A 24,093-nucleotide genomic window follows, 5' to 3' on the forward strand; every position below is an offset into this window, starting at 1 on the left:
GCCTGAGGCGCGCAACAGGTCTCGGCTGATCTGGCCGGTCGGGGAGCGGACCCGATGTGCCCGCCCTGGTGGGCCGTCAGGACACCCGGAGCAGCAGGATCCGGTCGTCGCTGTCCTCCGGCGAGCCCTTGCCGTCCGTGTTGCTGGTGACCAGCCACACCCTGTCGCCGCCCGCCGCAACCACCGTGCGCAGCCTGCCGTACGAGCCCTCAAGTGCGGCTGACGGCTCGCCCGCGGCCCTGGAGCCGTCCAGCGGGATGCGCCACAGGCGTTCGCCCCGCAGGCTTGCCATCCAGATCGCGTCCTCGGCGTAGGCGATGCCGCTGGGTGAGGCCTCGGCGGGAGTCCACTGCGCCACTGGATTGGTGAAGCCCGCCCGGTCGCTTCTGCCCTCGACCTCCGGCCAGCCGTAGTTGCGGCCGGGCCGGATCAGGTTCAGCTCGTCCCAGTTGTCCTGGCCGAACTCCGATGCCCAGAGCCGCCCGTCGTCGTCGAAGGCCAGGCCCTGCGGGTTGCGGTGGCCGGAGGAGTACACGAGTGAGTCGGGCTCGGGGTTGCCGCGAGCGGGCCGGCCCTCGGGGGTCATGCGCAGGATCTTGCCTCCGAGCGAGTCCCGGTCCTGGGCGATCGGCTTGTCCCACGTCTCGCCGGTGCTGGCATAGAGCATGCCGTCCGGGCCGAAGGTGATCCGGCCGCCGTTGTGGTACGTCCCGGTGGGAATTGACTCCAACACCGTCTCCGGACGGCTCAGTTGCTCACCTTGCGGGCGCGAGGTGTCGTACCGCATGCGGACGATGCGGTTGTCCGAGGCCGTTGTGAGGTAGGCGTACACCAGGCGGTCGGAGGCGAAGTCCGGGGAGACGGCGAGCCCGAGCAGGCCGCCCTCGCCCGGCAGGTCCTGCGCTCCCTGCACGGTGCCGGCCTCGGTCTTCCGGCCGTTGGCCGCGTCGACACGGGTGATCGTGCCGTCGTCTCGGGAGGAGACCAGCAGGTCGCCGTCCGGCAGCGCGGCCATGCCCCAGGGGGTGTTCAGTTCCTGCGTCACGGTCCGCAGGACTCGCACGCGTGAGGAACCCGAGCCCGCGTTGTCCGTCCCGGCGGACGAAGCGGGGTCCTCCTCGCCGCCCGAGCTCCCCGATGTGCAGCCCGCGAGCATCAGTACAGCGGCGGCGCAGGCCGCGGCCCAGGGCGTTTTCGGAGTGGGACGGGGCACGGCGAGGTTCCTCTCGATGGCGCGGATGGTGGTGCGGCTCAGGGAGCGGTGGAATGGGGCGGGCTGGGCGGGCGCAACGCGCGCCCCGCCCCTGCGGGTGCCACGGTTGGTTGCTGATCCGGGCGGACCCGCGCTCGCGCAGGCCCAGTGCCGACGGTGCGTCAGGTGCGTCAGGCCTGCGCCCGGCCCACGGGCCACACCTGCGCAGCCCGCAGCGCCGCGATCACACCGCCGTCGGCCAGAAGGTCGGACCCGGTGATGAAGCCTGCCTGGCTCCCGAGCAGGAAGGCCGCCGCCTCGGCGACGTCGTCGGGGGTGCCGATGCGTCCGGCCGCCGACGTCTCGATCATCTGCCGGTACCCCTCGCCACCGGGGCCGGACATCTCGTCCTGGGCCAGAGGGGTGGAGATGATGCCGGGGCTGATGCAGTTGATGCGGGCGCCGTGCTTGCCCCACTCGACGGCGGCGGCCTGCACGCGCAGCGCGTTGCCCCGCTTGGACAGGGCGTAGGCAGCGCCGGAGTCGCCCACCTTCTCGGGGGCCAGGAACGGCAGGGCGAGCAGCTCAGTGGCGGGGGTGCTCGCCAGCGCGTGCTCGGTGTCGTACGGGTACGCGCCGGCCATATGCCCGGCCATGCTGGAGATGACGACGCCGGCACCGCCGGGCGCGATGACGCGGGCGAACTCGTCGAGGACCAGCGCGGTGCCAAGCAGGTCGACGTGCAGGACCTGTTCCGTGGTGCCCTGTACGGGCGAGACGCCGGCGCTGTGCACGACCTGCGTGACGGGGCCCAGCTCCGCGGCCGCGTCGGCGAGGGCAGCCACCGCGTCGGGCTGGGACACGTCGACGACGTGGGTGGACACGTCGTGGCCCGCGCCGCGAAGCTGCTCGGCGGCGACGCCCAGCGCCTTCTCGCTGTAGTCGGCGAGCAGCACGATGCGGCCGATGCCCACACGCCGGGCGATCGCCAGGCCGATGCCGCCCGCGCCGATGATGACCGCTACGTCCTTGTCCATCGTCTGTCTCCTGTGATCTAAAAAGGGGGCTTTGCCGAGGAAGGGATCTCCTACGAGCATTCAGCCTGCTTCGCGGCGCCGCGATGTGGCAGACCGGGCTGTGCCCTGTAGCGGTGTTCAGTGACCTGCCAGGGCACCCCTCGCGGCAATGGGCTCGTGGATGGGACCGGTGCCGTGGGAGAGAGGCAGACCGGTGCCGGTGTGGGCATGGGCGATGATTTCCGCGGTGATGGAGACGGCCGTCTCCTCGGGGGTGCGGGCACCGAGGTCCAGGCCGATCGGTGAGTGGAGACGGGCCAGGTGCGTCTCGGGTACGCCCGCCTCCCGCAGCAGACCCAGGCGGTGGTCATGCGTACGCCGTGAGCCCATTGCACCCACGTAACCGACGGGCAGGCTCAGCGCCAGGCGCAGGAGCGGGATGTCGAACTTGGCGTCGTGGGTGAGCACGCATACGGCGGTACGGGCGTCCACCTCGGTGCTTGCCAGGTAACGGTGCGGCCAGTCGACGACCACCTCGTCGGCGTACGGGAAGCGGGAGGCGGTGGCGAAGACCGGGCGGGCGTCGCACACGGTGACCCGGTAGCCCAGGAAGCCCCCGGCCTGACTGAGGGCGGCCGCGAAGTCGACCGCGCCGAAGACCAGCATGCGAGGACGGGACGCATGGGTGTGGACGAGCACGGACAACTTCTCTGGGCAGGTGTCGGCGTCCCCGCCGACCTCGACCAGCCCGGTGCGTCCCGCCCGCAGCAGAGCGCGAGCCTGGGCCGCCACCGCCCGGTCCTCACGCGCACCGCCCAGGGATCCGTCGTACGCACTGCCGTCACCGAGAACACACAGGCTGCGGCCGAGGAGTTCGTCCGGCCCGTCCACCACCTGTGCCACGGCGGCGGGTTGGCCTCGCCGTACCTCGTCGAAGGCGACGGCGAGGTGGTGCTGGTCGACAGGGTCCACCCGCTGCACCAGTACGTCGATCTCGCCGCCGCAGGTCAGGCCCACGGCGAAGGCGTCGTCGTCGGAGTAGCCGAACCGGGCCCGTGCGGGGGCGCCGGAGTCGGTCAGGACCTGGCGGCACAGTTCGTAGACGGCTCCCTCCACGCAGCCTCCGGAGACGCTGCCGACCGCATTGCCATCCGCGTCCACGGCGAGCGCGGTGCCGGGCTGCAGGGGTGCGCTGCCGCTGACTTGGACGACGGTGGCGAGAGCGAAGGGACGGGCCGCGCGGCACCAGTCGTCCAGCGTGTCCGCGATGTTCAGCATGGAGGTCTCCGTGAGGGACAACGGATCGGGGAGCACCCCGGGCGGCCGTCTCACCACGAAACCGGCCGCCCGGGGGCTCGTATCGGGCCGAGGCTCAGAGCATCGCCTCGGCGGTGATGGGCAGTTCGCGGACCCGGCGCCCGGTGGCGTGGAACACGGCGTTGGCCACGGCGGGTGCCACGCCGACCTGTACGACCTCTCCGAGGCCCTTGACGCCGAGCGGGTCGGCCTCGGCATCCTCCCCTTCGAGGTAGATGGCTCGCAGGTCGGGGATGTCGGCGTTGACGGGGACGAGGTAGTCGGCGAGGTTGGCGTTGACGATCCGGCCGTCGCGGTGGTCGGTGACCGTGTGCTCGAGCAGGGCTGTGCCGATGCCGCCGACCATGGCGCCGAGTGCCTGGCTGTCGGCGAGCTTGGGGCTGATGATCCGGCCCACGTCGTAGACGCCGAGCATGCGCCGCACCCGGACCAGGCCCAGCCGGGCGTCCACGGCGACCTCGGCGAACGTCGCCGCGTAGGCATGGGTGGAGAACCGTTCCACTTCTTCGCCGGGCGCGTAGGACCCGTTCGCTTCGAGGCGGGTGCGGTTGTTGCGGGCCAGGAGCTGCCGATAAGTCTCCCCGCGCGCGGGGTTGTTCCTCACGTGCAGCCGACCACCCCGTACGACGACATCGGCGGCGTCGACGCCGTACAGCGGCGATCCCTCGTCCTCGACGGCCAGCGTGATCGCCTGCCGCCGCAGCTTGTCGCAACCGTCCTGAACGGCGGAGCCGACGCTGGCCATGGTCTTCGAACCGCCCTGCAGAGGGGCCGGTGGCATGAGGGAGTCGCCGAGCCGGAAGGTCACGTTGCGCATCGTCAGGCCGAGGGCGTCGGCCGCGACCTGGGTCATCGAGGTGTACGTACCCGGACCCATGTCACTGGCCGCGGACTGCACCAGCGCGGTGCCGTCGGCGTCCAGCCGGACCAAGGCCTCGGCCGGGTCCCGCCGGGTGTGGTAGGCGCCGGCGGCCATACCCATGCCGATCAGCAAGTCGCCGTCACGGGTGGAACGCGGCCGGGGATCACGGCGGTTCCAGCCGAACTCGCGGGCCCCGGTGGCGAGGCACTCGCGCAGCCGTCGGGTGGAGAACGGCAGCCCGTCGGACGGGTCCTCCTCCGGTTCGTTGCGCAGCCTCAGCTCGATCGGGTCGACGCCCACCTCGTACGCGAGCTCGTCCATCGCGGACTCGACGGCGTAGGAGGCGGTGGCGTAGCCGGGGCCGCGCATCCAGGTCGGGGTGTTCACGTCCAGCGGCACGGACCGGTGCGTCATACGGACGTTGGGCGTGTTGTAGAGCATCTGCCCGAGCGTCAGGATGGGCTCTCCGTGCGTCTCGTAACGCGAGGTCTCCGACCTCAGGTCGTGGATCATCGCGGTCACGCGCCCGCGCCGGTCGCTGCCCATCTGTACCTGGTACTCGTACGTCGGTCGGTAGCCCACGTGGAAGTAGAGTTGCTCACGGGTCAGCGCGAGCTTGACCGGACGTCCCGTCTCGCGGGCGGCGACTGCCGCGATGGTGGTCTGCGGCCAGACCCTCGACGCGTTGCCGAACGCGCCGCCGACGAACGGCGAGATGACCCGCACCGAGTTCTGCGGGATGCCGAACACGGCGGCGAGTTCGTTGCGGGTGCCCTGCACCCACTGGGTCTTGTCCCAGACGGTGAGCCGGTCGCCGTCCCAGCGGGCGACGGTGGCGTGCGGCTCCATCGCGTTGTGGTGATTACGGGCGAGCCGGTACGTCGCCTCCATCCGTACGGCCGCGGAGCCCAGCGCCGCCTCCGCGTCGCCCCGGGCGTAATTCAGGGGCTCGCCACCGGCCGGGCTGCCGCTCATGTCGGTCGTGGGCTTCCGCGAGTCGTACTCGACTTCCACCAGGTCCGCGGCGTGCTGCGCGACCTCCAGCGTGGTGGCTACGACCACGGCGACCGGCTGACCGTGGAAGAAGATCTGGTCGTCCTGGAAGGCGCGCAGCCGCCTGCCGGGCGGGTTGTATCCCCCGGGGTTGTCGCGGTACTCCAGCGTGGGTGCGTTGAGGTGGCTGATCACCGTCAGTACGCCGGGCTGGGCTTCGGCGGCGCGGGTGTCGATGCCGGTGATCCGTCCGAGGGCGACGGTGCTGTCGACGCAGACCGCGTGCACAACGCCGTCGGGGTCGAAGTCGGCGGCGTACTGTGCCTTGCCGGTGACCTTGAGCCGTCCGTCCACCCGGGACAGCGGCGCTCCGACGGCTGCCTGCGGCTGCGGGCTCACTTGGTGCCTCCCATGATGCGCAGCTGGCGTTCGACGGTGCGCTGGAGCAACTCGACCTTGAAACGGTTGTGTTGGAGCGGGTTGGCCCCTTCGGAGGCCTTCTTCGCGGCCTCGGCCCACAGCCGGTCCGAGGGGCGCTCGCCGACGAGGTGTTCCTCGACGGCGGGCAGTTTCCAGGGCACGGTGCCCACGCCTCCGGCGGCGACGTACGCATCCCGGATCACCCCGCCGCGTACGTGCAGCGCGACCGCCGCGGAGGTCAGGGCGAACTCGTACGACTGCCGGTCGCGCACCTTCAGATAGCCGGACTTCAGCGGGCGCGGAAGAGCAGGAATCTCCACGGCGGTGATCAACTCACCCCGGCGCAGGGCCTGTTCACGATTCGGGGTGCTGCCGGGCTTCAGCAGGAAGTCGGCGAAGGGGACATGACGCTCCCCGTCCGGGCCCAGCAGATGCACCCGCGCCTCCAGCGCCGCGAACGCCACCGCCACATCGGAGGGATGCGTGGCCACGCAGGACTCCGATGTGCCGAGGATCGCGTGGGTGCGGTTGAAGCCTTCCCGCGCCGCGCAGCCCGAGCCGGGCTCGCGCTTGTTGCAGTCGGCGCTCACGTCACGGAAGTAGGTGCAGCGGGTGCGCTGCATGATGTTCCCGCCGATGGTGGCCATGTTCCGCAACTGGGCGGAAGCACTCAGCTCCAGCGCTTCCGAGATCACGGGGTAGGTGGTGCGGACCTTGGGGTGGGCGGCGGCCTCGGCCATCCGCACGAGAGCGCCGATGCGCAGGCCCCCGCGCTCGGTGACCCTGACCTCGCGCAGCGGCAGACCGGTGATGTCGACGAGCGTGTCGGGGCGTTCGACGGTCTCGCGCATCAGGTCGACCAGGGTGGTGCCGCCGGCGATGTAACGGCCGCCACTGCGGCCTGTGTTGAGTGCCTCACGGGTGTCGGTGGCCTTGGTGAAGGAGAAGGGGTGCATGGGGGCCGGGCCTCATTTCCCGTGGGCGGCCTGGTCGACCGCCTTGACGATCTTGACGTAACAACCGCATCGGCAGATGTTGCCGCTCATCCACTCCCGGATCTCCTCGGCGGAGTCCGTGTGACCCTCCTCGATACAGCCGACGCCGGACATGATCTGGCCCGGCGTGCAGAACCCGCACTGGAACGCGTCCTGCTCGACGAACGCCGCCTGCAGCGGGTGCAGTCGGTCGCCGCCCGCGAGTCCCTCGATCGTGGTGACCTCGGCGCCCTCCAGGCGCACCGCCAGCGTCAGACAGGAGTTGACCCGCTGTCCGTCGACCAGGACTGTGCAAGCCCCGCAGGCACCAGCGTTGCAGCCCTTCTTGGAACCGGTCAGCCCGAAGTGCTCCCGCAGCAGGTCCAGCAGCGAGGTCCGGTTGTCGATCGTGATCGTGCGCCGCTCGCCGTTGACGGTGAGCGAGAGCCGGCCGCTGGGCGGGGCCTCGGCGGCCGGCGATTTCTGGTCGGTCAGCGCCGATCCCGCGGTCAGGCCACCCGCCGCGACCACACCACCGACGGCGGCTGTCGACGCGATGAAGGTGCGCCGTGTGGGCACCGGCGCGGGCCCTTCGGACAGTTCGATGGGTGAGTCCGGGAGTTCGGTGGTCATACGCACTCTCTCGCTTTGGGGGGATGCGGCGGAGGATCGGCCGTCTCGGGCTGGTACGCCACGACCGTCCGGCGACGCTTTGCGGCAGGCGCTCAGGCGCCCGTCCGTCGGTACCCGGCGGACGTGGGTCATCGCCGGAAGCCCTCCGCGAAGGCATGTTGTGGGGTGGCCCTCTACGTTCCGGCAGTGAGCCGAGATGCGGGACAGGGCCGCGGTTACGGCTGTGATCTCGGCGCGGGGTCCAGCCTGTGCCGGGTGGCGGAGAGTCGCCAGGGAGTACTTTGCGTACGACTCCCGTGCCTACGTCTGGCAGTAGCAGCCAGTTCAAGCCAACGCCTGAGGCGATGGCGTGCTTGATGTTCTGGGTTCGCCGGTTCGCCGGTTCGCTACTGGGCAGGCGACGTCGACGGTTTTGAGGCCTTGTCCTGCGCGGCCTTGTCGAGGAGGACCATCGCGTCGTACTCGGGTGTGTCGGGCTCGGCGTAGAAGACGACCAGGTGCTGGCTGGCGGTGCCGTTCAGCGTCATGCCCTGGTAGCCGAGGGCGAGTTCGCCGACGTCGGGGTGGTGGTACGTATGGCGGCCGCTGGTGTTTCCCTTGACGTCGTAGCGCTCCCACATGCGTGCGAACTCGGGGCTCTTGCTCAGGAGTTCGTCGACGATGAGAGCGAGGTCGGGCGCGTCCGGCTCGATGCCGGCCAGGCCGCGCAGCCATGCGACGACGCTGCGGACCGCGTTGTCCCAGTCGCCGAACAGGGCGCGGGCCGCGGGGTGGAGGAAGACGTAGCGCGCCAGGTTGCGCTGCTCGCCCTGCCAGTCCTCGATCCCGGCGAACAGCCGAAGTCCGCCGGGGTTGGCGGCGAGCAGTTCGAAGGTGCGGCCGACCACGTAGGCGGGATTGGGCCGCAGGCTCTCCAGGATCAGTTCGGTGCCCGGAGGTACGGACCGGCTGGGCACCGTCGCCGACGTGGCCCCGGCCCCGTCGGCGATCGCGGCCAGTTCCCGCAGGTGCTTGTGCTCGGCCTCCCCCAGGCGCAGAGCGCGGGCAAGGGCGTCGATCACGGACGGGCTGGGACGGGTCTCGGTTCCGCGCTCTAGGCGTGCGTAGTAGTCAATGCTGATGCCGGCGAGGGTGGCCAGTTCCTCGCGTCGCAGCCCGGGCGTACGGCGCAGTCCGGAGGCGGCAGGCAGACCGACGTCGCCGGGCGTCACCCGGGTGCGGCGGGCTCGCAGGAAGCGTCCCAGCTCGGTGCCACCGCTACCACCGCTGTGCTGCTCACGTGCCATGTCGTTCAGTGTGGCAGCCCAGGGACCAGTGTGGCCCTGCGCGCGACGTCGAGGGGTGCCCTGTCACAGCACTGAACACCACTGCCTGGCACAGCGCGGTCTGTCACCCGGCGAGTCCACCCGTCAAGCTGAGGGCTCACGGATGTCCCCAGGTCCGCGGGGTGCTCACGGCGTACGGGCTGACGATCTCCGAGGGCTGCGCGCCCGCCTGCCTGCCAAGCATGACGGCGCTGGTCACCGTGACTTCGAAAGCCACCACCCGCAGCGAGGACCACATCCGTATGTCCGTATGTACCGCAGCAAGTACGGCCACTACGCCAAGGAGATCATCAAGGCCATCACGAGCCCCGAGGCGTCCTCCACGACGATGCGGCTCGTGCCGCGCTGAGCCCGCCCGGATTCTCGAAGCGGCCCGCACCAGAGCCGAGAAAAACTAGGGCGGCCTCCCGCCGCGCTCGCACCACCTGTCCAGGAGATGAAACGTGCTCGGTCTCGAACTCGTCGTGGTCCTGTGCGCGACCGTGCTCGTGTGCCAGGTCGCAGGAGACCGCCTCCGTATCGCCCCGCCCATCCTGCTACTGGCGGCGGGGGCGTTGCTGGGATTCGTACCGGCACTGCGGGAAGTGCATCTGCCGCCGGAGGCGATGCTGCTGCTGTTCCTCCCGGCGCTCCTGTACTGGGAGAGCCTGACCACCTCCCTGCGCGGGATCCGGCAGGACCTGCGCGGCATCATGCTGATGAGCACCGCGCTGGTCATCCTCACCGCCTGGGCCGTGGCAGCCGTCGCGCACGCCCTGGGGCTGCCATGGGGACCGGCATGGGTCCTCGGCGCCGCCGTCGCACCCACCGACGCCACGACGGTCGCCGTCCTCGCCCGCATCCTGCCCCGCCGCAGCATCACCCTGCTCCGCGCCGAAAGCCTGATCAACGACGGCACAGCCCTGGTCGTCTACGGACTGGCCGTCGGCATCACCGTCGGCGAGGAGCATTTCAGCGTGCCGCACGTTGGGTGGCTCTTCCTGCTGGCTTACGTCGGCGGGGCCGCGGCCGGAGCGCTGACCGCCTGGCTCGGCATCCAACTGCGCCGCCGCCTGGACGACCCCCTGCTGGGCAACGTGGTCACGATCGGCACGCCCTTCACCGCGTTCCTCCTCGCCGAGGAGATCGAGGCCTCCGGCGTCCTGGCCGTCGTGGTGGCCGGCCTGATCATGAGCCAGGTCGGCCCACGCCTGGCCGGGGCGGCGGCGCGGCGCCAGGGGCAGGCGTTCTGGTCGCTGTCCACATTCCTGCTCAACGCCTCCCTGTTCGTCCTCGTCGGCCTGGAGGCACAGTCCGCCGTCCGCAACCTGACCAGCGACGACCTCACCCACGCCCTGACCACCGTCGGGGTCGTGTCCGTGGTGCTCGTGGCCGTGCGCTTCGCCTTCCAGTTCGGCGCCGTGTACCTGATCCGCCTGCTGGACCGCCGTCCGCAGCAGCGGCTGCGCCGGATGAGCCACCGGGCCCGGGTGGTCGGCGGGGTCACCGGATTCCGGGGCGCGGTGTCGCTGGCCGTGGCGCTGTCGGTACCGGAGACCCTCGACTCGGGCGCACCCTTCCCCGACCGCGACGTGATCGTCTTCGTGACCTCCGGTGTCATCATGCTGACCCTCGTGGTGCAGGGCCTGCTCCTGCCGCGCGTGGTCCGCTGGGCCCGGCTGCCCCACGACGCCTCTGCCGAAGAGGAGCGCTCCCTCGCCGAGACCACCGCCGCCGAGGAGGCCCTCAAGGCGCTGCCGGACGTGGCCGCCGACCTCGGCACCGCTCCGGAGGTCGCCGAGTGGACGCGCCGCGAGTACGAAACCCACCTGCGCGTCGTACGCGCCGACGACAACGACGGCGCCGCCGCCGACAACGCCGCGGTCCTGCGCCACAAGGAGGACTACACCGCGCTGTGCCTCGCCCTCCTCGCCTGCAAACGCGCCACCGTCGTCCGACTTCGCGACGAGCACCACATCGACGACACCGTGCTGCGCCAGGTGCAGGCCTACCTCGACCTTGAGGAAGTACGCCTGTCCGGGGCCGAGTTGAGCGACTGACCCGCCCCATCCCCTCATGTCCCACCTCACGCGCAACCACATCTGCGCCCTTCAAGAAAAGTGCTGAGCAACCACATGGAAATCTCCGCAGCAGTACCCACCGCGACCTCCCCGAAGAAGCGGTTCAGACGCGCGACGGCGATCGCCGCGACGGCGGCCGTCCTCGTCTCGGCGCCATACGCGTCCGCGGCAACGGAACAGACGTCCCAAGAGACGTCCCCGAAGCCGGCCGTCACCGGCCTGAAGACCCTGGCCACCTTCGACTTCACCGCCGGCGACTCCCCGGAGAACATCACCGCCAACCCGGACAACTCGCTGACCGTCTCCATGCTGGGCAGCGTGGCGGGCCAGCGCCCGGCACTGGTGCGCATCGCCCCGTCCGGGCGCAGCAAAGTGATCGTCGCCGGGCAGCAAGGCGACACCTTCACCGGCAACACCCGCGACCGCAACGGCAGCATCTACTACAACGTGGCCTCCTCCGACGCCTCCCGGGCCGGCGTATGGAAACTGCCCCCCGGCGGCACCCCGCGCCGCATCGCCGCCCTGCCCACCGACGGACTCCCCAACGGCCTGGCCCTCGACCCGACCGGACTCACCCTGTACGCGGCCGACAGCAGCAAGGCCACCGTCTGGACCGTCCCGTCCTCCGGCGGAAAGGCGACGGCCTGGCTGACCGGTCCCGCCCTCGCGGCAAACTCGTCCGCGCCCTACGGTGCGAACGGTCTCCGCTTCCACAAGGGCGCCGTCTGGGTCTCCAACCTCGCGAAGAGCACCCTGCTGCGAATCCCGGTCACCGCCACCGGCGCCCCCGGCCGGATCCACACCGTCACCAGCAGCCTCACCGGGGTGGACGACTTCAACTTCCTCAACGACCGCTCCGACGTGGTGTTCGCCGCGCAGAACGGCCTCAACCAGGTCGCGGTCGTCCACCCCGACGGGACCACCGAAACCGGCCTGATGTCCAAGGACGGCCTCGCCTCCCCCACCTCCACCGCGGTACGCGGAAACCGGCTCTACGTCACCAACGCCGGTCTCACCGAGCCCCACGAAGCGAAGGTGCAGCGCGGAAGGATCGACCCCGCCGCACTGAACTGCGGCCGGACCTCCTGAACTGGCGAAGCCGGCATCCGCAGCAGTACCTGCTGCGGATGCCGGCAACCAGACGCGAGCGGCGGCGCAGGCCGCCTGGCGCTGATTCAGACCAGGACTGCGCCTCCGTCGACATTCAGGAACGCGCCATGAACGAAGGCTGCGTCGTCAGAGGCGAGGTATGCGACGGCTTCGGCGATCTCGCGCGGCAGGCCGAAACGGCGGGCGGGAAGATGCTCCACGGCGGCGGCGGTCCTGGGGTCACCGGCAGCCGCGGCCTGAATCTCTTCAGACAGGACTGGGCCGGGGGCGACCGAGTTCACGCGCACGCCTGACGGGCCGTACTGCTTCGCCCACGCCTTGGTGAGGTTGTTCAGAGCGGCCTTGCTGGAGGAGTAGGCGACGCGGTCCCAAGCGGCCCTGTCCGCGACGAACGAGCTGATGTTCACGACCGCGCCGCCGCCGCGCTCGACCATGCCCGGAACGAGTTCGGCGACCAGGAAGAGCGGCGCCTTGACGTTGGTGTTGTACACCGCGTCGAAGACCTCTTCCGTCGTGTCGGCGGTGGCGCCCTCGGGGAACACGCCCGCGTTGTTGACGAGGATGTCGATCCGGCCGGTGACCGATCGCGCCTGCTGGGCCAGGGCCCGCGTGCTGTCCGCAGACGACAGATCGGCCTGTACGAAGTCGGCCTTGCCCCCCGCCTTCCGGATCTCGGCGACGGCTTGGGCGCCGCGCTCGGTGCTGCGTCCGGAGACGATGACATGGACGCCACGGTCGGCCAGTACGTCGGCGATGGCGCGGCCGATACCGCTGGTGGATCCGGTGACCAGTGCGATCTTGCCGTTCAGAAGGGTCGACATCACAAACTCCAGCTTGCGTTGGGGGAACCAGCTCACGCTCCACATATGGAACTGAGTGTCATGTTAGCAACTCAAGTGCAAACTCGTAAGTTGGAGTCTGGTAAGGGTCTGGTTATCAGTTGTATGACGCGGTGGCAGGCTGCCGGAGCCGCTCGAGTCCGGGCCGGCGGCTTGTGGGGGGAGGCAGCAGCCCGTGGCGCACACGAGAATTCGCACCCGTTGGGCCACCCAGTGAGGGCAGGCGGGCGTTGCGGAAGAGGTCAGTCGTGGAAACCGCTGCGCGGAAGGTGACCGTGACGCTGCAGTGCGGCCGGTCTCCCCAAGGCCTTGGCCGGCCCGGACTTCAGCGCATCAGCGAGGGCTGAGCGCGGCGAATGCCTGGTCCAGAAGGTCGACGAGGTCGAGACGGCCGTCGGAGGCGGTCCAGTGGTCGAGAGCGATGTTGAGACAGTCCAGCGCGGCGGCGGCCTTCACGGAGATGGCTGGCGTCAGCGGCTGCGGGGAACCGGCGCGCTCGACAAGGGCGTTGGCCAGGGCAGGCCACCAGCCGCGCTGCTTCTCCAGCTGCCGGGTGCACAGGGCGGGCGTGTCGAGGACGAGCCGGGTCATCGTCAGGGCTCGGGCCGGGTCCTGACGGTAGTGCTCGATGGCGACGTCCAACCCGTGACGCAGCGCCGTCCAGTCGTCTTCGTCGGCCGGGCGGGCGCGTACGGCGTCGGCGACCTGCCTGCCGTGCGCGTCGAAGACGCTGAGAACCGCTTCTTCCTTGCTGCCGAAGTACCGCAGAAAGGTACTGCGGGACACCCCTGCCGCGGCGGCCAGGTCATCCAGCGTGACCTTGTCGAATCCCTCGCGCAGGAACAGGTCCAACGCCACCTGGGCCAGTTCGGCCCGTACGGCGGCCCGGGCGATGTCACGGGTCTTTGCGCGCCCGGCTGCCACTTCCACCCGCGCCCCCATCCCGTACTCCGACCTCAATGCCAGCTTGGTCTACCAGGTGCCAGTATGACACCCAGTTTCACGGGATGGAGATCTGCAGTTGCCCTGGCTGTCTCGACCCCCGAACCCGGCGACGTACCCGATGGCAGCCCGGACGCGGCCGATTCCGTCGAGCAGGCGGCGAACACGTGCCTACCCTGGCGCGAATGCGGCGAAGGCCTCGTCGAGCAGGGCGTCGAGGTCGAGGCGGCCGTCAGAGGCGGTCCAGCCATCGACGGCGACGTTCAGGCAGTCCACTGCGGCGGCGGCGCGTACCGACGGAACCAGGAGCGTGGGCCACGAGGGATCGGCGCGCTCGGCGAGTGCCTGGGCGATGGCGGGGCGCCAGCCGTTCTGCTTCTCCAGTGTGCGGGCGCCCAGCGCGGGCGTGCGCATGATCAGCTGGGACATCGCGAGTGCGCCGTCCGGGTCCCGGCGATGGAGTTCGGTGACGGTGTCCAGCGCGCGCCGCAGTGCCGTCCAGTCGCCCTCGTCGGCAGGCCGGGCGCGTAGAGCATCGGCGACCTGTTCACCCTGGGCGTCGACGGCGCCGAGGACGGCGTCCTCCTTGGTGCCGAAGTAGCGCAGGAAGGTGCTGCGGGACACTCCCGCGGCCGCGGCCAGGTCATTGACGGTGACGTTGTCGAAGCCCTCGCGGCGGAACAGGTCGAAGGCCACCTGGGCCAGCTCGAATCGGATGGCGGCCCGCGCGATGTCTCTCGTGTTCGTACGTACTGCTCCATTCACTTCTCGATCCTACCTCTCCCTTGACCTCGACTCGCAACGATGAGCTACAGTCCCTGTATTGAAACTGAGTGTCATACTGCATCGATTAACGCAAGAGTGGCGCTTCAGCTCAGCAAGGGAGAGAGTCATGAGGGGTCTGCAGGACAAGAGGATCGTCATTGCCGGGGCGCGACCGGCATCGGTGCGGCCACGGCCGAGCGGCTCGCCGAGGAGGGGGCCTCGGTCGTCGTCGGCGACATCAATCTCGCTGGAGCCGAAGCCACTGCCAAGGGCATCACCGAAGCGGGCGGTACCGCGATCGCCGTCGAGTTCGACCTCGCCGACGAGACCTCGATCCAGGAGCTGGTCTACCGGACCGTCGCCGAGTTCGGCGGTGTCGACGGGCTCTTCAACGTCGGCGCGGACCTCTCCGCCGCCACCCTGGGCCGTGACGTCGACCTGCTGGAGATGGACCCGGCGGTGTGGCGGCGCACGCATGACGTGAACCTACTCGGCTACGCCCTGGCCTGCCGGGCGGTCCTCCCGCACCTGCTGGGCCAGGGCGGCGGCGTCATCGTCAACACCTCCTCCGGCGCGGCCTGGGGCGGCGAGCCCACACGACCCGCGTACGCCGCCTCCAAGGCCGGGATCAACGCGCTGACCCGCCACATCGCCTCCCGCTGGGGCAAGGAGGGCATCCGCTGCAACGTGGTCGCCCCCGGCCTGGTCATGGGCGAGACCCAACAGGAGCAGAACGACCAGCAGTTGCAGGCCATGGCGATGGAGTACGCCCGCAGCCCCCGCCTCGGCGAGCCCGCCGACCTGGCCGGCGCCGCCGCCTTCCTCTTCTCCGACGACGCGGCCTGGATCAGCGGCCAGGCCTGGTCGATCGACGGCGGCATGAGCCTGCGCGGCTGACAGCCGGTGCTGCGGCTCCGCCACCTGGTCCCTTCATGGACCCCATGCACCTTTCCCAATCACCTATGTCCACTGACCGGAGACATGACCCCATGACCAAGACCCTCGGACTCATCGGCGCCGGCAACATCGGCAGTGCGCTGGCTCGCTTAGCCGTCGCCGCAGGCCTGAATGTCGTACTGAGCAACTCACGCGGCCCGGAGACCCTCGCCGACCTCGTCGCCGAACTCGGCGAGCACGCGCGCGCGGCCACACCTGCCGAGGCCGCGCAGGCCGGCGACCTGGTGGTGGCGACCGTCCCGCTGAAGGTCTACGCGCAGCTCCCCGCCGCCGCCCTGGCGGGCAAGACCGTGATCGACACCATGAACTACTACCCCGAGCGCGACGCCCGGATCGCCGAGCTGGACGCGGGCGAGCAGACCTCCAGCGCCCTGGTGCAGCGGCACCTGGCCGACTCCCGGGTGGTCAAGGCGTTCAACAGCATCGACTACGTGCGCCTGTTCCGCGCCGCCCGGCCCGCCGGCGCCGACGACCGCAGCGCCCTGCCCATCGCCGGTGACGACCCGGCCGCCAAGACCCAGGTCGCCGAGCTGCTGGACGCGCTGGGCTACGACGCCGTGGACATCGGCACCCTGGCCGACAGCTGGCGCAGCGAGCCGGGCACTCCCGTCTACGTCCAGCCGTACCTGCCGGCACAGCCCGAGGGGCTGACCGACGAGGAGAAGTGGCACTGGTTCCTCGAGACCTCGGTCGTCCCGGTGCCCGCCTCCAAGGTGAGAGAACTCACCGACACCGCCGTCCGGCGCTCCGCGGGCGACGCCCGCGCGACCCTCAGCCGGGACTGAAGCGCGAGACGCGGACCAGGGTCTGCGGCGAGGAGGCTGACATGCGACTGGGCATCAACATCGTGGGATTCGACGATCCCGCGGGCGACCTGAAGAGGCACGGTGGGCTGGGGGCGGAGCTGGCCGCGGTCGGGGCCGCCGCCGAGGCGGCGGGGGTGGGCCGGCTGTCGGTGATGGACCACTACTTCCAGATGGAGGTACTGGGCGGCGCCGAGAGCGCCATGCTGGAGTGCTACACCACGCTCGGCCACCTCGCCGCGCACACCTCCACCGTGCAACTCGGCGCTCTGGTCACCGGGGTGACCTACCGTCACCCCGGCCTGCTGGCCAAGATCGTCACCACCCTCGACCACCTCTCCGGTGGCCGCGCCACCCTCGGCATCGGCGCGGCCTGGTACGAACGCGAACACCTCGGCCTCGGCGTGCCCTTCCCACCGACGGCCGAGCGGTTCGAACGGCTGGAGGAGACCCTGCGGATCTGCCTGCAGATGTGGGACCCGCAGGACAACAGGCCGTTCGAGGGCAGGCACTACCAGCTGGCCGAGACGGTGTGCGTGCCACCGCCGGTGAGTGCCCCGCACCCGGAGATCATGATCGGCGGAAGCGGCGAGAAGAAGACCCTGAGGCTGGTCGCCCAGTACGCGGACGCCTGCAACCTCACCTCGCTCACTCACGCCGAGGTCGCGCACAAGCTGGAGGTGCTGCGCCGCCACTGCGACGACGTGGGCCGGGACTACGCGCGGATCCGAAAGACGGCCCTGTACTCCGGGGACGCGGTCCGTGACGGCGACTTCGACGCATTCGCCAAGGAGATGACCGACTACGCCCAGCTCGGCATCGAAACTGTGATCGCCTCCGTTCCGCTCGCCGGAGCCGCCCGCTGGATCGAGGACCGCGCCGCACCCGCAGCGCGACGTCTGGCCGAACTCGGCTGACGAGAGCCGTATCCGACCTGTCGAGGCCCGCCCACGGTCATGGCGCACAAAGCAGCCCGTGCCCCGGCCTCGGCCCCGGTGGACAGCGCGCCTGGAAGCCTCCGGCGGTGCCTGCCCGCCGCACGACTCACAAGAGGGAGAGAAGTGTCTGATCAGCAACCCGACAAGACACCGCCCGGGCGCTACCGAGTCGCTCAATGGGCGACCGGTCACACCGGGGCACACGCCCTGCGATGCGTCATCGAGCACCCGCGGTACGACCTGGTCGGCGTGTACGTGTACGCCGACGCGAAGGTCGGTCGCGACGCCGGTGAACTGTGCGGCATGGAGCCGACCGGCGTCCGTGCCACCGGCAGCATCGACGACATTCTCGCCGCCAAGCCGGACTGCGTGTTGTACATGCCGGTGCTCGAGGCGGTCAGGATCGACGAGATCTGCCGACTCCTCGAGTCGGGCGCAAACGTCGTCACGAGCGTCACCGACTTCCATTACCCGGCCGGCCTCGACCCCGACGTACGGCAGCGGATCGAGGCCGCTTGCGAGCGCGGCGGTACATCGCTCCACGCCACGGGTTCGAGCCCGGGCTGGATCACTGAGGTCTTCCCGCTCGCGGTGACCGCCCTCCAGCGCCGGCTCGATCGCCTGACGATCGAGGAGTTCGCCGACATGACGACGCGCAACTCGCCGGAGCTGCTCTCCTGGATGTTCGGCGGCGATCCCGCGGCGATGGACCTCACGCAGGTGGCAGCCGGCCTGCAGGAGGGTTTCGGCACCTCGCTGCGCCAGCTCGCCGACGGTCTTTCGGTGCCTCTCGACGAGGTCACCGCGACAGGAACGGTGGGCACGGCGGCGAAGCCGGTGAAGGTCGGCACGACGACCGTCGAGGCCGGCACGGTCGCCGCGTGGCGGTTCGAGGTCACCGGCTGGCGGGACGGCAAGCCGTTCATGGTGGTCCGGCCCACCTGGTACCTCACCCAGGACCTCGAGCAGGACTGGAAAGGGCAGGTGCGCGACACCGGCTGGCACGTCGTTGTCGAGGGTGACGCCCCCCTCGACATCGACATCCGTGTCCCGTCCGAGAACTACGCCGCCGTCTCGCCCGGCTACAGCGCCCACATCGTCGTCAACGCCGTGCCTTTGGTGTGCGCGGCACCGCCCGGCATCCGAACCACCCTCGATCTGCCGAGGATGGTCGCGGACTTGGCCTGAACACCCTCGTGCCCGCGGTCGGCGGAATCAGCCGCATGCGCAAGTGATACCTGCGGCCGACGGTCAGCCGGATGCTTCTGCCTTGATTTGCGCCAGAGCGTCGTTGAAGCCCTTCGGGGTACCGCTGTTCCCGGCCACGCGGTCCAGGCGCACGCTGTCGATGTCCTTGCCGACGACGAGTCTGGGCACCGCGGCGGCGAAGCGCTTCTGCAGGGCGAGCGAGGTCTCGTCCGTGGCACGGGGTGTGACCGTGACGGCGGTGATCCTGTCGTCTGCGAGCGTTACGGTCACCCCGATGCTCGAGGGAAGGTTCCCGTACCAGCCCTCGGCCTCGAACTCGCCGTCCGCGTAGGTCGAGGAACTGCGCTCCGCCCCGGTGTTGGAAGCGGACGGTGAACTCGTGCCGTCCGCGTCCGTCGAGGCGCATCCCGTGATGGCCGCGGAGAGGGAGATCCCGATCGCGGCGGTGACCTTCTTGCTCAGGGCCGTCATGTTCCTCCTTCTTGTCATGACCGTCGGTCTTCTTGTCGTGGTCTTCGGTACGAAGTCCGGGGGCGCCGCTCAGGTGAACAGCTCGCCGTCGAAGTTCCGCGAGATCTCCGCGTGGCCGCTGGCGTACATGAGCACGTAGGCGAAGTCGAAGCTCTGCGCGAGTCGGCGCGCCTCGGTGAAGAACAGCGCCGTCGCCAGCCCGTCGGCGACAGCGGCGTCGTCGGCCACGACCCAGCTGGCGACCACCTTCCGGGCCGGGCGACCGGTGCGCGCGTCGAGCAGGTGGTGCAGCCCTTCGCCCCAGGCGCGTGCGCTGACCCCGGACGCGCACAGTGCACGCCCCCGCAGGCTGGCCACGCCGATCACGAGCTGCGGGTCGAATGGATGCGCGAGGCCGACTCGGATGGCGCGTTCGCCGGCATGACGCAGATCGCCGCTCGCGTCGATGACGAACCGGGCGATCCCGTCCTCCCGGAGGATCTCGGCAACGATGTCGACCAGGTAGCCCTTGCCGACCGCACCCACGTCGATCACGACCGCCCGCCGGGTGATGATTTCTCTGCCGTCCCGCACGACGTCCGCTGCCCAGGTCGCCCGGCCCCGGGCGCGCTCCTCGGCCCTGACCGTCTCCGGGACGGGTGTCAGGGAGTACGAGGCGTCGTATCCGAGGAGTTCGAGATCACGGCCAACGAGCGGGTCAACGGCACCGCCGGTCACGGTGACGAGACGGTCGTAGAGGTCGAACAGGGCGAGTGAGTCCTCCGCGAACTCGAACCGGCCCCCGGCCGGAGCGGCCGCGATCCGGGACACCAGCGAGTCGGGACGGAAGCGCGAGTACGTGGCGTCGAAACGTTGGATGCGGTCCAGGACCCGGTGGCGCAGACTCCCGCTCAACGGCTCGTCGGTGTCGATCTGCCAGTCGGTGCCGATGGCGTCGAAGCTGAACCGGCTGCTTTCAACTTCCGGTCTGCCGTGGGCTGTTGACCTGGAGACCTCGTCCAAGTGCCGCGTGATGTGGTGCACGGTTGCCGCTCCGTACGGTTCGGTGGGCGACTGCTGTGGGTGAGGGAAAGGGAAAGTGGCTTGAAAGGGACCGAGAGCAGGCCCGGGGCGCACCGTCAGTGCGCGATCACCGGGATCTCGACCTGCTGCGCGGCCTCGCCGGAGGAGTCGGCCCTGCTGCGGCCGCCGTTGACGAGGACGAAGGCGATCAGCGCGGCCAGCGCCATGATGGCGGTGCCCCAGCCGAAGGCCACGGCGTAACCGTGGACGGCGGCCTGCTGGGCGGCCGCCTCGGGGACGGCACCGGAGAACGCGCGTGCGGCGATCCAGCCGCTGGTGGCGCTGGCGGCGACGGTGTTCAGCAGCGCGGTGCCGATGGAGCCGCCGACCTGCTGCGAGACGTTGACCATCGCGGAGGCGACACCCGCGTCCTGCGGCCGGATGCGGGAGGTGGCCAGGCTCATGCCGGGCATCGAGGCCGTACCCATGCCCAGACCGAGCAGGATCTCGGAGGGCAGGACATGAGTGGCGAAGGAGCTGTCCACCTCCAGCTGGGTCAGCAGCAGCATGCCGATGGCGGCCAGCAGGAAGCCGGGCCCCATCAGGAAGCGGGCCGGGACGCGGTTGACCAGGCGGGTGCCGATCTGGGTGGACCCGATGACCAGGCAGACGACCAGCGGCAGGAAGGCGATCCCGCACAGGACCGGCGAGTAGCCCTTGTTCAGCTGCAGGAAGTAGGTCAGGAACAGGAGCTGGCCGAACATGCCGATCATGGCCAGACCCATGGAGAGGTAGGCGCCGCCACGGTTGCGGTCCGTGATCACGCGAAGCGGCAGGAGGGGTGCCTTGACCCGGGACTCGACCAGTGCGAAGGCGGCGAGCAGCACGACCGCGGCGATGAACATGCCGATGGTGAGACCGGAGCCCCAGCCGTCCTCCTCCGCCCGGGCGAAGCCGTAGACCAGAGCGACGAGTCCGACGGTGGCCAGCAGGGTTCCCACGACGTCGAGCCGGTCGCGGTTGCGCTGGTCCCCCCGGTCGCTGATGTAGACGGTGGCACCGATCGCGGCCACGACGGCGAAGACGATGTTGACGTACATGCACCAGCGCCAGTTGATGTACTCGGTGAGCACACCGCCCAGGAGCAGGCCGACCGCACCGCCTGCCGCGGCGATGGCGCCGAAGATCCCGAACGCCTTGGTGCGCTCCCTGGCTTCGGTGAACGCCACGGTGAGCAGGGACAACGCGGCGGGGGCGAGCAGTGCGCCGAAGACGCCCTGGAGGGCGCGGGAGGCGAGCAGCATGCCGAGGTTGACGGCGGCGCCACCGAGCGCGGAGGCCAGGGCGAAGCCGACCAGGCCGACGACGAAAGCCCGCTTGCGGCCCCACAGGTCACCGATCCGTCCGCCCAACAGCAGCAGACCGCCGAACGCGAGGCTGTAAGCGGTGATCACCCACTGCCGGTTGCCGTCCGAGATGTTCAGGTCCGCCTGGGCGTGCGGCAACGCGATGTTCACGACGGTCGCGTCCAGCACGACCATCAGCTGGGCTATCGCGATGACCGTCAACGCTTTCCAGCGCCGCGGATCGGACACCGGCGCACCGGCGGGAGTGTGACTTGCTGACATGGTGAATTGCTCAGTTTCTGTGACGGATGGCACGAAGGGAAGCGCCGGACACCTCAGAGCGGAGACCACACTGTCGGCCGCGCGGGCAAGGCCCTCTTCCACGCTCGTCAAGGGTGCGGGCGGGCGGCGAGATGTGGCAGGCCGGGCTGTGCCCTGGAGCCACGTTCGGTGCTGTGGCAGGGCACCCCACACGCCTTCCGCCCTGGTCGCGGCATCCCCACACTTTGAACACATGGATCGTGAGCAGCACAGCGGCGGCACCCGCGGTACGGAGCTGGGGCGCTTCCTGCGCGCCTGCCGTGCCCGGCTGACGCCCGAAGAGGTCGGCCTGGTGGCCGGCGGCGGGCGGCGCCGCACTCCCGGACTGCGCCGGGAGGAGCTGGCCACGCTCGCCGGCATCAGCATCGACTACTACGCACGCCTGGAGCGCGGCACGGAGACCCGGCCCAGCCCGTCCGTGATCGACGCCCTCGCACGCTCACTGAAGCTGGAGGAGGACGAGCGCGATCACCTGCGCGCTCTTGCCGCCCTCGCCGCCCGCTCGACCCCCCAGCCGCCATCGGCGCCCAACCGCACCGTGCGGCCCGGCGTCAAGCTGCTGCTGGAGAGCATGCGCCCCTACCCCGCGCACGTGTTCAGCCGCACCGGCGACGTGCTGGCGTACAACCCGGGAGGGCTGCGGTTGCTCCCCGGCATGGACGACTGGCCGGCCAAGCAGCGCAACATCGCCCGCTATGTCTTCTTGCACCCCGCCGCCCGAGGCCTGTTCGACGACTGGCACCACCAGGTCCGCACCTGCGTCAACGGACTGCGCGCCCTGGCCGGCATGGAGCCGGACGCACCCGACCTGACGCAACTGGTCGGCGAACTCCTGCTCAAAAGCCCCGAGTTCGCACGCATGTGGGAGCGCTACGACGTCAAGGGCCACACCTACGGGCGCAAGACCTTCCACCATCCCGAGGTCGGCGACCTGACCTTGGGCTACCAAACCCTGCAAGTGCAGGGCTCCCCGGACCATTGCATGGTCGTGTACTACGCCGAGCCCGGCACACCCGAACACGACGCGCTGGCTCTGCTCGACCTGGCCGCGGCCGAGTCCGAGCACGCGCCGAGACTCCCGCCCGACAGGCAGCCCATCGAAAACTCATGACCACATGCCTTCTCACGTAACGCCCAGCAGCGCACAGCCGCCGTCGCGTACCCCCGTCGGCGAGGGTTCCGATCCCGGACTGGACCGGCGCTCCGAACTACGGGAATTCCTCCGGTCCCGCCGGGCCCGGCTCAGACCCGAGGACGTGGGGTTGCCGTCATCCGGGCGACGCCGAGTCCCGGGACTGCGCCGCGAGGAGCTTGCGCAGCTGGCAGGCGTGTCCTTCGCTTACTACACCCGTTTGGAACAGGGGCACGGCGGCACCATGTCACCCGAGGTGCTGGACGCCGTCGCCCGCGCCCTGCGCCTGAGCGGAGACGAGCACGCGCATCTGTTTCGCCTTGCCCGGCCGGAACCCCACGGGAAACGGGACGCCGTGCCCCAGAGGCAGCGGCTGCGGCCCGGCGTCCAGCAACTGCTCGACGCGCTCGACGGGGTCCCCGCGTACGTCTGCGGCCGACGCCTGGACATCCTGGGCTGGAACACACTCGCCACCACCGTGTTCGGCGACTGGTCCCGGCTCCCGCCCAGCGAGCGCAACCTGTCCCGGCTGGTCTTCCTCTCCCCCACCGCACGTGACCGTTTCGCCGACCTGGAAGCCAAGATGCTGGACATCGTCAGCATCCTGCGCGTGGACGCGGGCACACACCCGGAGGACACGGAACTCGCTGCTCTGATCGGCGAGTTGGCGGAGAAGAGCAACGACTTCCGACGACTGTGGGCCCGGCACGACGTGCGCCGCAGGGGCCACGGCGTCCAGCGGCTACGGCACCCGGTGATGGGCGGACTCACCCTGTCCTTCGAAGCCATGGGGTTACACGGCGACACGGACCAAACTCTCGTCGTCTATCACGCCGAGCCCGGCTCGACGTCCCGGAAAGCCCTGTGGCTGCTGACGGGTCTGGCGGCCCTACGCACCGAGTCTGCCTCCTGACAACAGGACACATGAAGCAACAAGATCCGGCCGTCGCTCGCGGGGAAGCGCCACATCCTGCACTTCCTCAAACCGGGATCCCCGGCCGACGTGCCGCAGATCCCAACCGACCTGTCAAAACAACAGGAGCCACCGTGCAACCGTCCCCCGACCAGAGCGCCCACGACGAAGTCACCACGGCTTTCCGCGCCTTCCTGCGAGCAATGCTCGACGGCAATACCGACGCCCTGGACAACCTGCTCGCCGACGGCTGCACCCTCACCCACGTCACCGGCTACGTGCAGCCCAAGGACGAGTGGCTGTCGCAGATGCGTGCCGACCAGTTCCTCTACCACCGGATCGAGGAGAAGAGCGTGGCTGTCGCGGTCAAGGGCAACACAGCCCGCGTCTCCGGCCGCTTCATCACCGATGCAACGGTGTACGGCACCCGCGCGAACTGGCGGCTGCACATGACCATGGACTACGCCCACGAAAACGACACGTGGTCAGTGGTCCGCTCAGCCGCCACGACCTGGTGAGCCATGGGTACGCCCTGTCCACCCTTGACCAAGGT

At 70.0% G+C, this 24,093-nt stretch carries 22 protein-coding genes; 9 read left to right on the plus strand and 13 right to left on the minus strand.

From position 1 onward, the window contains the following. Positions 1-76 precede the first annotated feature (76 nt). The 7 genes from ACYVO6_RS41070 to ACYVO6_RS41100 form a co-directional block, all read right to left on the minus strand. A complete protein-coding gene (locus ACYVO6_RS41070; RefSeq protein ID WP_461070677.1) occupies positions 77-1,156 on the minus strand; it encodes a PQQ-dependent sugar dehydrogenase in 1,080 nt (359 codons plus the stop codon). A 227-nt stretch (positions 1,157-1,383) separates the two neighbouring features. After that, a complete protein-coding gene (locus ACYVO6_RS41075; protein ID WP_461070596.1) occupies positions 1,384-2,229 on the minus strand; it encodes an SDR family oxidoreductase in 846 nt (281 codons plus the stop codon). A gap of 117 nt (positions 2,230-2,346) precedes the next feature. Then, positions 2,347-3,486 (minus strand): XdhC family protein, encoded by a 1,140-nt coding sequence (locus tag ACYVO6_RS41080; RefSeq protein ID WP_461070598.1) that lies wholly within the window; start codon positions 3,484-3,486, stop codon positions 2,347-2,349. Positions 3,487-3,580: 94 nt separating this feature from the next. Beyond that, positions 3,581-5,779, minus strand: a complete 2,199-nt coding sequence (locus ACYVO6_RS41085; RefSeq protein ID WP_461070600.1) for a xanthine dehydrogenase family protein molybdopterin-binding subunit — start codon at positions 5,777-5,779, stop codon at positions 3,581-3,583. Further along, entirely contained in the window at positions 5,776-6,756 is a 981-nt protein-coding gene (locus tag ACYVO6_RS41090) for an FAD binding domain-containing protein (RefSeq protein ID WP_461070602.1), read from the minus strand. Before ACYVO6_RS41090 ends, ACYVO6_RS41085 begins: the two co-directional genes overlap by 4 nt. A gap of 12 nt (positions 6,757-6,768) precedes the next feature. Further along, positions 6,769-7,407: a (2Fe-2S)-binding protein gene (locus ACYVO6_RS41095; RefSeq protein ID WP_461070604.1), complete on the minus strand. Its 639-nt coding sequence runs from the start codon at positions 7,405-7,407 to the stop codon at positions 6,769-6,771. A 386-nt stretch (positions 7,408-7,793) separates the two neighbouring features. After that, positions 7,794-8,693 (minus strand): helix-turn-helix transcriptional regulator, encoded by a 900-nt coding sequence (locus ACYVO6_RS41100; protein WP_461070606.1) that lies wholly within the window; start codon positions 8,691-8,693, stop codon positions 7,794-7,796. A gap of 482 nt (positions 8,694-9,175) precedes the next feature. On the opposite strand from ACYVO6_RS41100, the gene ACYVO6_RS41105 reads away from it, so the two are divergent. Further along, on the plus strand, positions 9,176-10,771 hold the full coding sequence (locus tag ACYVO6_RS41105) for a Na+/H+ antiporter (protein WP_461070608.1): 1,596 nt from the start codon (positions 9,176-9,178) through the stop codon (positions 10,769-10,771). Between the two features lie 75 nt (positions 10,772-10,846). Next, on the plus strand, positions 10,847-11,881 hold the full coding sequence (locus ACYVO6_RS41110; protein WP_461070610.1) for an SMP-30/gluconolactonase/LRE family protein: 1,035 nt from the start codon (positions 10,847-10,849) through the stop codon (positions 11,879-11,881). Between the two features lie 86 nt (positions 11,882-11,967). Here ACYVO6_RS41110 and ACYVO6_RS41115 read toward each other — a convergent pair whose 3' ends face one another. The 3 genes from ACYVO6_RS41115 to ACYVO6_RS41125 all read right to left on the minus strand — a co-directional run bounded on the left by ACYVO6_RS41115 (position 11,968) and on the right by ACYVO6_RS41125 (position 14,448). Further along, complete coding sequence (locus tag ACYVO6_RS41115; protein ID WP_461070612.1) at positions 11,968-12,723, minus strand: SDR family NAD(P)-dependent oxidoreductase; 756 nt, start codon at positions 12,721-12,723, stop codon at positions 11,968-11,970. A gap of 351 nt (positions 12,724-13,074) precedes the next feature. Further along, complete coding sequence (locus ACYVO6_RS41120) at positions 13,075-13,671, minus strand: TetR family transcriptional regulator (protein WP_461070614.1); 597 nt, start codon at positions 13,669-13,671, stop codon at positions 13,075-13,077. Positions 13,672-13,854: 183 nt separating this feature from the next. Beyond that, on the minus strand, positions 13,855-14,448 hold the full coding sequence (locus tag ACYVO6_RS41125; protein WP_461070616.1) for a TetR family transcriptional regulator: 594 nt from the start codon (positions 14,446-14,448) through the stop codon (positions 13,855-13,857). Positions 14,449-14,544: 96 nt separating this feature from the next. On the opposite strand from ACYVO6_RS41125, the gene ACYVO6_RS41130 reads away from it, so the two are divergent. The 4 genes from ACYVO6_RS41130 to ACYVO6_RS41145 all read left to right on the plus strand — a co-directional run bounded on the left by ACYVO6_RS41130 (position 14,545) and on the right by ACYVO6_RS41145 (position 18,334). Continuing rightward, entirely contained in the window at positions 14,545-15,345 is an 801-nt protein-coding gene (locus tag ACYVO6_RS41130) for an SDR family NAD(P)-dependent oxidoreductase (RefSeq protein WP_461070618.1), read from the plus strand. Positions 15,346-15,437: 92 nt separating this feature from the next. Continuing rightward, positions 15,438-16,190 carry an NADPH-dependent F420 reductase gene (locus tag ACYVO6_RS41135; RefSeq protein WP_461070620.1) on the plus strand — a complete coding sequence of 251 codons (753 nt, stop codon included), beginning with the start codon at positions 15,438-15,440 and terminating at the stop codon, positions 16,188-16,190. Between the two features lie 41 nt (positions 16,191-16,231). Further along, positions 16,232-17,125 carry an LLM class F420-dependent oxidoreductase gene (locus ACYVO6_RS41140; protein WP_461070622.1) on the plus strand — a complete coding sequence of 298 codons (894 nt, stop codon included), beginning with the start codon at positions 16,232-16,234 and terminating at the stop codon, positions 17,123-17,125. A gap of 144 nt (positions 17,126-17,269) precedes the next feature. Next, positions 17,270-18,334, plus strand: a complete 1,065-nt coding sequence (locus ACYVO6_RS41145) for an NAD(P)H-dependent amine dehydrogenase family protein (RefSeq protein WP_461070624.1) — start codon at positions 17,270-17,272, stop codon at positions 18,332-18,334. A gap of 63 nt (positions 18,335-18,397) precedes the next feature. Here the strand turns inward: ACYVO6_RS41145 and ACYVO6_RS41150 are convergent, their stop codons facing one another. The 3 genes from ACYVO6_RS41150 to ACYVO6_RS41160 all read right to left on the minus strand — a co-directional run bounded on the left by ACYVO6_RS41150 (position 18,398) and on the right by ACYVO6_RS41160 (position 21,456). After that, the gene (locus ACYVO6_RS41150; RefSeq protein ID WP_461070626.1) at positions 18,398-18,826 is read right to left on the minus strand and encodes a hypothetical protein; all 429 of its coding nucleotides are present in this window, start codon (positions 18,824-18,826) and stop codon (positions 18,398-18,400) included. Between the two features lie 69 nt (positions 18,827-18,895). Continuing rightward, on the minus strand, positions 18,896-19,849 hold the full coding sequence (locus ACYVO6_RS41155; RefSeq protein WP_461070628.1) for an FAD:protein FMN transferase: 954 nt from the start codon (positions 19,847-19,849) through the stop codon (positions 18,896-18,898). 95 nt (positions 19,850-19,944) lie between these two features. Then, positions 19,945-21,456: an MFS transporter gene (locus tag ACYVO6_RS41160; RefSeq protein ID WP_461070630.1), complete on the minus strand. Its 1,512-nt coding sequence runs from the start codon at positions 21,454-21,456 to the stop codon at positions 19,945-19,947. A gap of 232 nt (positions 21,457-21,688) precedes the next feature. Here ACYVO6_RS41160 and ACYVO6_RS41165 point away from each other — a divergent pair, with 232 nt between their 5' ends. The 3 genes from ACYVO6_RS41165 to ACYVO6_RS41175 all read left to right on the plus strand — a co-directional run bounded on the left by ACYVO6_RS41165 (position 21,689) and on the right by ACYVO6_RS41175 (position 24,058). Continuing rightward, complete coding sequence (locus tag ACYVO6_RS41165) at positions 21,689-22,606, plus strand: helix-turn-helix transcriptional regulator (RefSeq protein ID WP_461070632.1); 918 nt, start codon at positions 21,689-21,691, stop codon at positions 22,604-22,606. A 4-nt stretch (positions 22,607-22,610) separates the two neighbouring features. After that, on the plus strand, positions 22,611-23,540 hold the full coding sequence (locus ACYVO6_RS41170) for a helix-turn-helix domain-containing protein (protein ID WP_461070634.1): 930 nt from the start codon (positions 22,611-22,613) through the stop codon (positions 23,538-23,540). Between the two features lie 134 nt (positions 23,541-23,674). After that, entirely contained in the window at positions 23,675-24,058 is a 384-nt protein-coding gene (locus ACYVO6_RS41175; RefSeq protein ID WP_461070636.1) for a nuclear transport factor 2 family protein, read from the plus strand. Positions 24,059-24,093 lie beyond the last annotated feature (35 nt).

Source organism: Streptomyces pseudoechinosporeus (assembly GCF_054783935.1).